The sequence below is a fragment of the Pseudomonas shirazica genome (assembly GCF_015168335.1).
Lineage (GTDB): Bacteria > Pseudomonadota > Gammaproteobacteria > Pseudomonadales > Pseudomonadaceae > Aquipseudomonas > Aquipseudomonas asiatica.
Map to the genome: position 1 here is coordinate 594,909 of NZ_CP063456.1, position 12,354 is coordinate 607,262.

Consider the following 12,354-nt stretch of genomic DNA (forward strand, 5'->3'; position numbering starts at 1 on the left):
TAACCAACCTTTCGCTAACCTTTCAGCGTGAAAGGTTTGTCGACAGGGCTTCACAGGCCTGCCGACAGCGGTACACTCCGCGCCACCGTCCCACCCGAGCAGGAAGAATCCGATGCGTGTGCTGCTGGTCGAAGACCACCTGCAACTGGCTGAAAGCGTGGCCCAGGCCTTGAAAAGCCATGGCCTGACCGTGGATGTGCTGCATGACGGCGTGGCCGCCGACCTGGCCCTGGCCAGCGAGGAGTACGCCGTGGCCGTGCTGGATGTCGGCTTGCCGCGCATGGACGGCTTCGAGGTGCTGGCGCGTCTGCGCGGCCGTGGCAAGACCCTGCCGGTGCTGATGCTGACCGCGCGCAGCGACGTCAAGGACCGGGTTCATGGGCTGAACCTGGGCGCCGACGACTACCTGGCCAAGCCGTTCGAGCTGACCGAGCTGGAAGCACGGGTCAAGGCCCTGTTGCGGCGCAGCGTGCTCGGTGGCGAGCGCCAGCAACGCTGCGGGCCGTTGGTATACGATCTGGATACCCGGCGCTTCACCTTGGGTGGCGACAACCTGACCCTGACTTCTCGCGAACAAAGCGTACTGGAAGCGCTGATCGCCCGCCCGGGCCGGGTGATGAGCAAGGAGCAACTGGCCGCCCAGGTGTTCGGCCTGGACGAAGAAGCCAGCCCTGATGCCATCGAAATCTACATCCACCGCCTGCGCAAGAAGCTCGACGGCCACCCGGTGGCGATTGTCACCTTCCGTGGCCTGGGCTACCTGCTCGAGCACCGCGATGCGTGACAACGGCAGCCTGCGTGGGCGCTTGCTCGGCAACCTGGCCTTGCTGCTGGTGGTGTTGATGCTGGCCAGCGGCCTGAGCGCCTACTGGAACGGCCGTGAGGCCGCCGACACCGCCTACGATCGGACCCTGCTGGCCTCGGCAAGGACCATTGCCGCAGGCCTGTCCCAGCGTGACGGTTCGCTGAGCGCGGATGTGCCCTACGTGGCCCTGGACACCTTCGCCTACGACAGTGCCGGGCGAATCTACTACCAGGTGCTGGACATCCAGCAGCGGCTGATTTCCGGCTACGAGAACCTGCCAGCGCCGCCGCCGGGCACGCCGCGTACCGACGATTACCCGGCGCTGGCGCGGTTCTACAACGCCACCTACCTGGGCCAGGACGTGCGCGTGGTCAGCCTGTTGAAGCCGGTGAGCGAGCCGAACATGAACGGCATGGCGGAAATCCGTGTGGCCGAGACCGAGGAAGCGCGGGTGCGCATGGCCCGTGGCCTGATGGCCGATACCCTGCTGCGCCTGGGGATGCTGGCGCTGGGCGCGCTGGTGATGGTGTGGTTTGCCGTGAGTGCCGCGTTGCGACCGCTGGAGCGCCTGCGCACGGCGGTGGAAGAGCGCCAGCCGGACGACCTGAGGGCCTTGCCGGTGGTGCAGGTGCAGCGTGAGCTGGGCCCACTGGTGCGGGCTTTGAACCATTTCACTGAGCGTTTGCGAGGCCAGTTCGAGCGCCAAGCGCAGTTCATCGCGGACGCCGCCCACGAGTTGCGTACGCCGCTGGCCGCGCTGAAGGCGCGGGTCGAGCTGGGCCTGCGTTCGGCCGAGCCGCAGGAGTGGCGGCAGACACTGGAGTCCGCGGCCCAGGGCACCGACCGGCTGACCCATCTGGCCAACCAGCTGCTGTCGCTGGCGCGGGTCGAGAACGGTGCGCGGGCGATTGCAGAAGGCGGCGCGCAGCGCCTGGACCTGAGTCAGTTGGCTCGTGAGCTGGGCATGGCCATGGCACCGCTGGCGCACAAACGCGGGGTGGCGCTGGCCCTGGAGGCCGAGGCGCCGGTGTGGCTGAAGGGGGAGCCGACGCTGCTCAACGAGCTGTTGAGCAACCTGGTGGACAATGCCTTGGCGCATACGCCGACTGGCGGCAACGTGATCTTGCGAGTGCTGACGCCGGCGGTACTGGAGGTGGAGGATGACGGACCGGGGATTCCCGAGGCCGAGCGTGAGCGGGTGTTCGAGCGCTTCTACCGGCGCAGTGCGCAGGGCAGTGGGCTTGGCTTGGCGATTGTCGGCGAGATCTGCCGGGCGCACCTGGCACAGGTGAGCCTGCATGACGGTGCGAAGGGCGGGTTGCGGGTGCGGGTGAGTTTTATCGCGGATTGATGTGTTGCCTGTACCGGCCCTATCGCCGGCAAGCCAGCTCCCACCTCGACTGCATTGACCTCAAGTCATGTGCTATCCCTGTGGGAGCTGGCTTGCCGGCGATAGGTCCGAACAGGCTGACACCGGTCAGCGCAACATGCTCCGCGCCTCGATCAGTTCACCCACTTCAAGCTCGGTGCCGTACGGCAGGCCCAGGTGGCGGTATGCCGGCAGTGCCGCCAGCGGCCGGTGGCGGCCTCGCTGGCTGATGCAGCGGGCGATCTGCACGATGTCGATGTAGTCGATCTTGTCAGTCTGCCGGTCCAGGTCCTGCACCTGGCTCGGCAGGTTGACCAGTTGCTCCGGAAACTCCCAGGCCTTGAGGATCTTGTCGCCCAGCACTGGCTGGATCTGCTCGATCACATAATGCAGGCACACTGGGTCCGACAGCAGTTCGTTGTGCTCTTCGGCGTAGATCAGTACCGGCAGCGCGCCAATCTGGTTGACCAGCCCGCCGAGGGTGGCCTGGTCGGGTTTGAGTTGTGTAAAGCGTCGGCAGATTTCGTAGCTGATGCCCGCCACATCCAGGCTGTTGGCCCAGATATCGCGTAACTTCTGCTCCACAGCCGGCGCCCGTGCGTGGAAAATCTGCTCGATCACCAGGCCAATGGCCAGGTTGCAGCTGTAGTTGATGCCCAGCCGCGTGATGGCGGTGTGCAGGTCGGTGACCTCGACCGCCGCGCGCAGCAGCGGGCTGTTGACGACTTTGATCAGGCGCGCTGAAAGGGCCGCATCGCGACCGATCACCTTGCTCAGGGCCGCTACGCTGATCTCGCTGTCTTCCGCCGCCTCGCGGATGCTCAAGGCAACCTCCGGCAGGGTCGGCAGGACCAGGTCATCCTTTTCGATGGCATCGAGCAACTGTGCTTGAACCATCTCGGCCAGCTTGTTCATGGGCGTGTCTACCGCAGTGGTGGTGCGGCCCCGCCATGTAGGCGGGGCAGGCTGGTCAGCGCTGGATTTCCCGGTCGCGGTCCAGTTCGTAGGGCAGGGTCAACACCTGCAGGCTTGGGCCATCGAGGCTGCCCAGGTGCAGGTTGTCGTCTTCCACCGCTTCGGCGCTGAGCACCGCGAGCAGTTCGCAGCCTGTGCCGTTGCTGGCAGCAATGACCACTTCACCGACCGACGAACCATGGGTGGGCGAGAAAATCTCGACGCCCGGGGCCGGAATGGCCTGCTGGTCCAGTGCCAGGCGGTACTGGCGGCGCTTGAGCTTGCCCAGGTACTGCATGCGGGCAACGATTTCCTGACCGGTGTAGCAGCCTTTCTTGAAGCTGACGCCGTCGACGGCCTGCAGGTTGATCATCTGCGGGATGAACAGCTCGCGGGTCGGCCCCATGACCTGGCCTATACCGGCGCGAATCTGACCCAGCAGCCAGTCGTCCAGGCTGCCTTCGGGCAGCGCGGTGGCCAGCGCCTGGCGAACGCGGTCGGCGTTGTCTGCCGGTACCCACAGTTCCACGCGGTCGGCGGACACGGCGATGGCGATCAACCCGTCGTGGCGCACGGTGCTACCGGCTGCCGCAGGCACATCGAGCCCCAGGGCCTGCAGCGCCGCATCGCCGCCTTGCAGGCCGAAGCGTGCCCAGGCAGCGCTTTCATCGGTCAGCGTGGCCTTGGAGAACACGGCGTACTTCTTGAGGTCGACCAGCTGGGCGTCGAGCAGCTCGCTGGCCATGGCCAGCAGGTAGCCGTTGCCTTCGGGCAGGATGCGGAAACTCGACTGCATGCGCCCCTTGACCATGCAGCGGGCGCCGAGGCTGGCGTGTTCCGGGCTGAGGTAGTTGATGTTGCAGGTCAGCTGGCCTTGCAGGAACTTGCCTGCATCGGAGCCGCGGACGGCGAGGATGCCCTCGTGGGACAGGGGGCAGAAGAAAGCGGAATCGGCCATGGGTCATCGCGGTGGCTAAAGACTGGCGGCCATCATAGAACGCCGGTAACAAAATAGGTAGTTGACTAGACCAACGCCCGGTGTCGCTTCGCTCGCCTGGCTGTATACTGGCGGGCCATTCGAGGAGGGCCCCATGGTCGAACAAACTGAACTCAACCGGCTTTTCTGGCACAGCCGCCGCGGCATGCTGGAACTGGACGTACTGCTGGTGCCTTTCACCCAGGAAGTCTACCCCACGCTCAACGAAACCGACCGCGAACTCTACGTGCGTCTGTTGAGCTGCGAGGATCAGGACATGTTCGGCTGGTTCATGGAGCGCACCGAGTCCGAAGACCCGGAGCTGCAGCGCATGGTCCGCATCATCCTGGATCGTGTCCAGCCCAAGTGAGTGCTTCGAGTGCCGCTGGCAAGGCTCGCGCCTGCTGCTGGCGGTCTACCTGGGTTGCCAGGTACTGGCGTGGTTCGCCGTATGGGCGAGCCCGCTGCCCGGGTGGTCGGCCCTTGCAGTTGTCGCCGCCTGTATTGCCCACGCTGGCTGGGCCATTCCCCGACGTATTCTGCTGACGCATGAGCATGCCGTTGTCGGCCTGCGCCGTGATGTGCGCGGCTGGCAGGTGTTCAGCCGTGCCCGTGGCTGGCAGCCGGTGCGCTTGTGCCGGGACAGCGTGGCGTTGCCGGCGCTGGTGGTGTTGCGCTTTGTGCGGGCGGGGCGCTGGTTGGGGGAGAGCCAATGTGTGCCGCGTGATGCGCTGGGGGCTGATGAGCACCGGCGTTTGCGGGTGCGGTTGAAGTTCAGCCGGCGCAGGTGGGCAGGGGTGGGGGCGAGTCAGGGCTGACAGGTGTTCGTCGTGGCAACTTCAGCGCCTGCAAGATCGAGCGCCGCCCGCGCGGCGCTTCGCAGCACAAGGCTGCTCCTACCGTTTGTTTCGGGCCAGTTATTCCTGTGAGCGCGGCACGCGGCCCCTGGCGGTCGCGTGCGCAGGCACAGGCGTTACTGGCCCGAAACAGATGTAGGAGCAGCCTTGTGCTGCGAAGCGCCGCGCGGGCGGCGCTCGATCTCGCAGGCGCTGAAATTGCCGCGCCAGGGGCCGGACTTAGATCGGACTAAGGATGGTGTCCTTGGCCTCGTCCAGCATCCCCGGGTAATCCAGTGTGTAATGCAGTCCGCGGCTTTCCTTGCGCTGCATGGCCGACAGGATCATCAACTCGGCCACCTGCGCCAGGTTGCGCAATTCGATCAGGTCGCGGCTGACCTTGTAGTTGCTGTAGAACTCGTCGATTTCGTCCAGCAGCAGGCGAATGCGGTGCTGCGCTCGCTGCAGGCGCTTGCTGGTTCGCACGATGCCTACGTAGTCCCACATGAAGCGCCGCAGTTCGTCCCAGTTGTGCGCAATGATCACGTCCTCGTCCGAGTCGGTGACCTGGCTGGCGTCCCAGCCGGGCAAGGCCTTGGGTATGGTCACCTCATCCAGGTGCGCCTGGATGTCGGCGGCGGCGGCACGGCCATAGACGAAGCATTCCAGCAGCGAGTTGCTGGCCATGCGGTTGGCGCCGTGCAGGCCGGTGAAGCTGGTTTCGCCAATGGCATACAGGCCCGGCACGTCCGTGTGGCCGCGGTCGTCGACCATCACCCCTCCGCAGGTGTAGTGCGCCGCTGGCACCACCGGGATCGGCTGACGGGTGATGTCGATGCCGAAGGCCAGGCAGCGCTCGTACACGGTGGGAAAGTGGCTCTTGATGAAGTCGACCGGCTTGTGGGTGATATCCAGGTATACGCAGTCCACGCCCAGGCGCTTCATCTCGTGGTCGATGGCGCGGGCCACGATGTCGCGCGGCGCCAGTTCTTCGCGCGGGTCGAAACGTGGCATGAAGCGTTCGCCATTGGGCAGGCGCAGCAGGGCACCTTCGCCACGCAGGGCTTCGGTGATCAGGAAGCTCTTGGCCTGTGGGTGGTACAGGCAAGTCGGGTGAAACTGGTTGAACTCCAGGTTCGCCACCCGGCAGCCAGCCCGCCAAGCCATGGCGATGCCGTCGCCGCAGGCACCGTCGGGATTGCTGGTATACAGGTACACCTTGGCCGCACCGCCAGTGGCCAGCACGGTGAAGCGCGCACCGAAGGTGTCCACCTCGCCGGTGTTGCGGTCGAGCACGTAGGCACCCAGGCAGCGCTCGCCGGGCAGGCCGAGGCGGCGTTCGGTGATCAGGTCGACCGCCACGCGCTGCTCCAGCAACTGGATATTCGGGCGTTTGCGGGCCTGCTCCAGCAGCGTGGTGAAGATGGCTGCGCCGGTGGCGTCGGCGGCGTGGATGATGCGCCGGTGGCTATGGCCGCCTTCGCGGGTCAGGTGGAACTCGAAGCCGCCGTCGTCGACGCTGTAGTGCTCGTCGCGGGTAAAGGGCACGCCTTGCTCGATCAGCCACTCGATGGCCTCGCGGCTGTGCTCGACGGTAAAGCGCACGGCGTCTTCATGGCAAAGGCCGCCGCCGGCATTGAGGGTGTCCTCGACATGCGACTGCACGGTATCGGTATTGTCCAGCACCGCCGCGACACCGCCCTGGGCCCAGAAGGTCGAGCCGTTGGCCAGGTCGCCCTTGCTGAGTACGGCGACTCGAAGGTGGCTGGGGAGGTTCAGTGCCAGGCTGAGACCGGCGGCACCGCTGCCGATCACCAGGACATCATGTTGGAATTGTTGGCTCATGTCGGGACACTAGTATTCTTTGGAAGGGGCGCGGCACAATAGTCACGCGCCGATGGCATTGTGAAACTATCGTAAAAGCTGGCCGGGTTGCCTTTATAGCAGCCCCGGGTGGCCAATTTCCATGCCACTTGCCTGGTCGCGACAACCTTTGTGGGAACTTTCCGACATGGCCGGAAATCCTATGAAGGCTGCCCACGCGCCACAACTTGCCGCGGCGACGCAGGGCGGCAGGCCTGTCCGGGCTGTCCCTGCGTACTCGAAACCTGATTATCGACGTAGCCGGCCGTAACCGTGCCGCGTCTTTCGTGCAAGCCGACCAAGGGCTGCAGGAAACTTGCTTGGAGGGGAGAACTTTTGCGCAAAGCCCGAGTCTATGGTTGCAAGCCTGAACGATGGCTGATGCAACGCTCCTTCGAGTTCACTGAGGAGTGTTCATGCTAACCCAGGAAGAGGATCAGCAGCTTGTCGAGCGCGTTCAGCGTGGTGACAGGCGAGCGTTCGATCTGTTGGTGCTGAAGTATCAGCACAAGATTCTCGGGTTGATCGTGCGGTTCGTTCACGACACCCACGAGGCCCAGGATGTAGCACAGGAAGCCTTCATCAAGGCCTACCGTGCGCTTGGCAACTTCCGCGGAGACAGTGCGTTCTACACGTGGCTGTACCGCATCGCCATCAACACGGCGAAGAACTACCTGGTGTCCCGTGGAAGACGGCCGCCAGACAGTGATGTGAGCTCCGAGGATGCGGAGTTTTACGACGGCGATCATGGTCTCAAGGATCTCGAGTCCCCAGAGCGCTCGTTGTTGCGGGATGAAATCGAAGGCACTGTCCATCGCACCATCCAGCAACTGCCTGAAGACCTGCGCACGGCGCTGACCCTGCGCGAGTTCGACGGGCTGAGTTACGAAGACATTGCCAGTGTCATGCAATGTCCGGTGGGTACCGTGCGCTCTCGAATCTTCCGCGCTCGGGAGGCAATAGACAAAGCCCTGCAACCTTTGCTGCAGGAAACCTGAGACAGCGGCGACAGCCAAGAGAGGAACCGCCATGAGTCGTGAAGCTTTGCAGGAATCGCTGTCCGCGGTGATGGATAACGAAGCGGACGAGCTTGAACTGCGTCGTGTGTTGAACGCCGTAGACGATGCTGAAACCCGTGCCACCTGGTCGCGTTACCAGGTTGCCCGCGCAGCCATGCACAAGGAGCTGCTGCTGCCTAACCTGGATATCGCCTCGGCGGTGTCTGCAGCGCTGGCTGACGAAGCCGTGCCGGCCAAGGTCAAGAAAGGGCCATGGCGCAGCATTGGCCGCCTGGCGGTAGCTGCCTCGGTCACCGTAGCGGTGCTGGCCGGTGTGCGCATGTACAACCAGGACGAGATCACTGGCGCCGAGCTTGCTGCCCAGCAACCTGCCCAGCAAGGCCTGAGTGTGCCACAAGCACAAGGCCCTGCCGTTTTGGCAGGCTATAGTGAGAGCAGTGAGCAACCGACCGGGCCGATGGCCAACGGCGTGCTGCAGAACCAGGCCGGCTGGGACCAGCGTCTGCCAGGCTACCTGCGCCAGCATGCCCAGGAATCTGCGCTCAAGGGCACTGAAACCGCATTGCCGTATGCCCGCGCCGCCAGCCTGGAAAACCGTTAAGTAAGGAGGATCATGCGCGCGCTACCTCTCCTGTCGCTGCTGATTGGCAGCTGCGTGACGGTGCCAGCATTGGCGGCCAATTCTTCGCCCGAGGCGAGCGAGTGGCTGAGCAAGCTGGCACAGGCCGAGCAAAAGCAGAGCTACCAAGGCTCTTTTGTCTACGAACGGAACGGCAGTTTCTCTTCCCACGAGATCTGGCACAGGGTCGACGACGGCAAGGTCAGCGAGCGGCTGTTGCAGCTCGATGGTGCCGCTCAGGAGATCGTGCGCGTGGATGGCAAGGTGGAGTGCGTCAGCGGGGCATTGGTCAGTGGAGTGACGACGCCCCCGAACACTACGCAGCGTGTACTTGATCCGCTGAAACTGATGGGCTGGTATGACTTGAGCGTGGCGGGCAGGTCGCGGGTCGCCGGACGCGATGCCGTGATCGTGACGCTCACCCCGCGCGACCAGCACCGCTATGCCTTCGAATTGCACCTGGACCGCACTACTGGCCTGCCGCTGCGCTCGTTGATGATCAACGACAAGGGGCAGTTGCTGGAGCGCTTCCAGATGACCCGTCTCGATACTGGCGCACCCAGCGATGATGACCTGCGCGCCAGTGCTGCATGCAAGCCGGTGCAGCATGTGGCTGCTGCCGCCAATGACACGGTCGCCGGCTGGCGTTCGGACTGGCTGCCGCCCGGCTTCGAGCTGGTCAACAGCTCGGTACGCCGCGACCCCAAGAATGACAGCACGGTCAGCAGCCTGATGTATGACGATGGCCTGGCGCGCTTCTCGGTGTTCCTCGAGCCGGTAAAGGATGAGGGCGGGACCGACATGCGCACCCAGCTTGGCCCGACCTCGGCGGTCTCGCGTCGGCTGAACACGCCCAAAGGCAAGGTCATGGTCACTGTGGTCGGCGAGATTCCGCTGGGTACCGCAGAGCGTGTGGCGCTGTCGATGCGCCCCCAGGATGGCCAGGCGCGCCAGTGATGGCGTGCATTTGCGGGCATGGCGTGCAGGCCATGCCAAGGCGTGCGGACATGCCGCTGAAATGAAATTAAAGCATTGTCATTTGCAATCCATCGGCAAATTTTCTATAGGTCAGGCTTCTAGGAGTCTGGCCTTTCCTGTTTTGTGCAGGGGCCTTTCTAAACTACCGCTCGTTGTGACGGGAGCCGTATGTCAATACCACGCTTGAAATCCTACCTATCGATGTTCGCCGCCGTGCTGATGCTCGGCCAGGTGCTCAGCGCCCAGGCCGAGGAAGCCCTGCCGGACTTCACTACCCTGGTCGAGCAGGCCTCGCCAGCCGTGGTCAACATCAGTACCAAGCAGAAACTGCCGGACCGCCGCATGGCCGCCGGGCAGATGCCCGACCTGGAAGGCCTGCCGCCGATGTTCCGCGAGTTCTTCGAGCGCAACATGCCGCAGCAACCGCGCTCACCGCGTGGCGACCGCCAGCGCGAGGCCCAGTCGCTGGGTTCGGGCTTCATCATTTCCAGTGATGGCTATGTACTGACCAACAACCACGTGGTAGCCGATGCCGACGAGATCATCGTCCGCCTGTCGGACCGCAGCGAGCTGCAGGCCAAACTGGTCGGCACCGACCCGCGCACCGACGTGGCCCTGCTCAAGGTCGAGGGCAAGAACCTGCCGACCGTCAAACTGGGTGATTCCGAGAAGCTCAAGGTGGGCGAGTGGGTACTGGCCATCGGTTCGCCGTTCGGCTTCGACCATTCGGTGACCAAAGGTATCGTCAGCGCCAAGGGTCGCACCCTGCCCAACGACACCTACGTACCGTTCATCCAGACGGACGTTGCCATCAATCCGGGCAACTCCGGCGGCCCGCTGTTCAACATGAATGGCGAAGTGGTGGGTATCAACTCGCAGATCTTCACCCGTTCCGGCGGTTTCATGGGCCTGTCGTTCGCCATCCCGATCGATGTGGCGATCGATGTCTCCAACCAGCTGAAGAAAGACGGCAAGGTCAGCCGCGGCTGGCTGGGCGTGGTGATCCAGGAGGTCAACAAGGACCTGGCTGAATCGTTCGGCCTGGACAAGCCGGCCGGTGCCCTGGTGGCACAGGTGCTGGAAAACGGCCCTGCAGCCAAGGGCGGCCTGCAGGTGGGTGACGTGATCCTGAGCATGAACGGCCAGCCGATCATCATGTCGGCCGACCTGCCGCATCTGGTCGGCAGCCTCAAGGATGGCGAAAAGGCCAAACTGGAGATCATCCGCAACGGCAAGCGCCAGAACCTCGACATCAGCGTTGGCGCACTGCCCGACGAAGATGCCGACATCGGTACCGGCGCCGAAGGCAGCGCCGAGCGTAGCAGCAACCGCCTTGGCGTCTCGGTTGCCGACCTGACCGCCGAACAGAAGAAAGCCCTCGAACTCAAGGGTGGTGTGGTCATCAAGGAAGTTCAGGATGGCCCGGCCGCGATGATCGGCCTGCGTCCGGGTGATGTGATCAGTCACCTGAACAACCAGGCTATCGGTTCGGCCAAGGAATTCACCGAAATCGCCAAGGAACTGCCGAAGAACCGTTCGGTGTCGATGCGCGTACTGCGTCAGGGCCGTGCAAGCTTCATTACTTTCAAGCTGGCTGAATAAGGTGTAGTTGCCTTCGCAGGCATTGTCCGGCTTGACAAGCCCGGTGCGTGAGCGCCGGGCTTTGTCATTCAGGGGGGGCTCAGTTGAAAATGGACATCAACGTGCCGAGGTATCCAGCAACTGCGGTTGAGTTGAAACCGATCACAGTGCGCTGCCCGTTATCCAGGCAAGTCATGGCATCGGGTATGCCGACGAGATCATTGATCGGTCGGAAGGATGTATCAATGGAGCCATCCGCAAGAAAGCGACGGTTTTCCAGGCTCCTGCCCAGGCCGAACGCAAACAGCCGATGTTGCTCATCGATGGCCACTGCACACCAATCTGTCAGACCTGAGTCGTCCAGTATCGGTGCACCGCCGTTAAATGTCGGGTCCTTCGCGCCACTGGCATCGAACTGCCAGAGCAATGCTTGTGATGAATTGTCTCCGGTTGTCGCTTTACCGGCGACCAGCAGCTGTCCTTCCGGCCTGGCTAGCAGCGCGTTGAGTTCGGTAGTGAAACCCGCAGCCCGGAAATACACTGTGCCGCCTTCACCGAAGGCTGAATCCAGTTCGCCGTCGTGGCGGTAGCGAGCGAGAAAGCTTTCTGCGGGCTGCCCCTGCTGCGAGCGGGTTCCGCTGACCACGAACCCGTCAGGCAACTGAACGATTCCGGCGACAGCAATTTGGCCTGCGTCCGGTAGAATATCGATGAATTCCTGAAGCCCTGCTGCTGGCTGGCCGGAGTGTTCCCGCAGGTACACCCTGGCCATCGTGGAACGCGCGCCTTGAGCCTTTTGGAGGTTCAGGGAAACCATGAGGTATGGCCCATCGCTTGTAAGGCGACCGCTACCAATCACCATGCCCATATCCGGCGGCACGCTCAGGAGCTGGTGTTCACCTCCTCGGCCATCGCGGTCGTAACAGGTGAGCCTGGGCTTTGCCAGCAGGTTCGAGGTAGGGGCACTCCATCCCAGCACTGTGAAGCGTTGGTCAGCCAGTACCGTTAGCGCTTCAGTCGATGCATGCTCGTCAAGCACGTAACGGCCAACTATTACGCCGCCCTGTGCAAAGTCGTTGTCAACTGAACCGTTTGCGGTAAAGCGGGTCAGGGCAAAATGACGCCCCCCGGAGGAGTCAAAGGCAAGCGCGCTGACAAGCAGGCTGCTCCCTTGTAGCGCCATGCCAGTCAGGTTTCGGCCTATTGAAGCGCCATGGAACGAAGGGAGCTCGGCCCTGCCATTCATTCCAAATGCAGGGTCGTAATCCCCCGGTGTCATGTGTTGTTCGGGCATGCTGGTCACCTTGGTCGAGAGATTTGCAAGGATGGTCGACTCCCGATGCGGTGAGTACTG

General features: G+C 63.5%; 12 protein-coding genes. 8 read left to right on the forward strand and 4 right to left on the reverse strand.

Going from position 1 to position 12,354, the window contains the following annotated elements; translation table 11 throughout:
* Nucleotides 1–112 precede the first annotated feature (112 nt).
* Complete coding sequence (locus IMX18_RS02740; RefSeq protein WP_013974005.1) at nt 113–784, forward strand: response regulator; 672 nt, start codon at nt 113–115, stop codon at nt 782–784.
* The gene (locus IMX18_RS02745) at nt 777–2,156 is read left to right on the forward strand and encodes a sensor histidine kinase (RefSeq protein WP_015271604.1); all 1,380 of its coding nucleotides are present in this window, start codon (nt 777–779) and stop codon (nt 2,154–2,156) included. The genes IMX18_RS02740 and IMX18_RS02745 overlap by 8 nt, the downstream gene beginning before the upstream one ends.
* A 126-nt stretch (nt 2,157–2,282) precedes the next feature.
* On the opposite strand, the gene IMX18_RS02750 is transcribed toward IMX18_RS02745, so the two are convergent.
* Nucleotides 2,283–3,089 (reverse strand): HDOD domain-containing protein, encoded by an 807-nt coding sequence (locus IMX18_RS02750; protein ID WP_015271603.1) that lies wholly within the window; start codon nt 3,087–3,089, stop codon nt 2,283–2,285.
* Between the two features lie 55 nt (nt 3,090–3,144).
* Nucleotides 3,145–4,086: a CAF17-like 4Fe-4S cluster assembly/insertion protein YgfZ gene (gene ygfZ, locus IMX18_RS02755; protein ID WP_015271602.1), complete on the reverse strand. Its 942-nt coding sequence runs from the start codon at nt 4,084–4,086 to the stop codon at nt 3,145–3,147.
* A gap of 133 nt (nt 4,087–4,219) precedes the next feature.
* Between ygfZ and IMX18_RS02760 the strand changes: the two genes are divergently transcribed.
* Nucleotides 4,220–4,474, forward strand: a complete 255-nt coding sequence (locus IMX18_RS02760; protein ID WP_003252043.1) for an FAD assembly factor SdhE — start codon at nt 4,220–4,222, stop codon at nt 4,472–4,474.
* Complete coding sequence (locus tag IMX18_RS02765; RefSeq protein ID WP_015271601.1) at nt 4,458–4,922, forward strand: protein YgfX; 465 nt, start codon at nt 4,458–4,460, stop codon at nt 4,920–4,922. The genes IMX18_RS02760 and IMX18_RS02765 overlap by 17 nt, the downstream gene beginning before the upstream one ends.
* A 258-nt stretch (nt 4,923–5,180) precedes the next feature.
* Here IMX18_RS02765 and nadB read toward each other — a convergent pair whose 3' ends face one another.
* On the reverse strand, nt 5,181–6,785 hold the full coding sequence (gene nadB / locus IMX18_RS02770; RefSeq protein WP_217190078.1) for an L-aspartate oxidase: 1,605 nt from the start codon (nt 6,783–6,785) through the stop codon (nt 5,181–5,183).
* 434 nt (nt 6,786–7,219) lie between these two features.
* Between nadB and rpoE the strand changes: the two genes are divergently transcribed.
* The 4 genes from rpoE (at nt 7,220) to IMX18_RS02790 (ending at nt 11,021) form a co-directional block, all read left to right on the forward strand.
* Entirely contained in the window at nt 7,220–7,801 is a 582-nt protein-coding gene (gene rpoE / locus IMX18_RS02775; RefSeq protein WP_003252049.1) for an RNA polymerase sigma factor RpoE/AlgU, read from the forward strand.
* Between the two features lie 31 nt (nt 7,802–7,832).
* The gene (locus IMX18_RS02780; RefSeq protein WP_015271600.1) at nt 7,833–8,423 is read left to right on the forward strand and encodes a sigma-E factor negative regulatory protein; all 591 of its coding nucleotides are present in this window, start codon (nt 7,833–7,835) and stop codon (nt 8,421–8,423) included.
* A gap of 12 nt (nt 8,424–8,435) precedes the next feature.
* Nucleotides 8,436–9,398: a MucB/RseB C-terminal domain-containing protein gene (locus tag IMX18_RS02785; RefSeq protein WP_085721057.1), complete on the forward strand. Its 963-nt coding sequence runs from the start codon at nt 8,436–8,438 to the stop codon at nt 9,396–9,398.
* A gap of 222 nt (nt 9,399–9,620) precedes the next feature.
* The gene (locus IMX18_RS02790) at nt 9,621–11,021 is read left to right on the forward strand and encodes a DegQ family serine endoprotease (protein ID WP_370290353.1); all 1,401 of its coding nucleotides are present in this window, start codon (nt 9,621–9,623) and stop codon (nt 11,019–11,021) included.
* Nucleotides 11,022–11,100: 79 nt separating this feature from the next.
* Here IMX18_RS02790 and IMX18_RS02795 read toward each other — a convergent pair whose 3' ends face one another.
* Nucleotides 11,101–12,294, reverse strand: a complete 1,194-nt coding sequence (locus tag IMX18_RS02795; RefSeq protein ID WP_137109105.1) for a hypothetical protein — start codon at nt 12,292–12,294, stop codon at nt 11,101–11,103.
* Between the last annotated feature and the right edge of the window lie 60 nt (nt 12,295–12,354).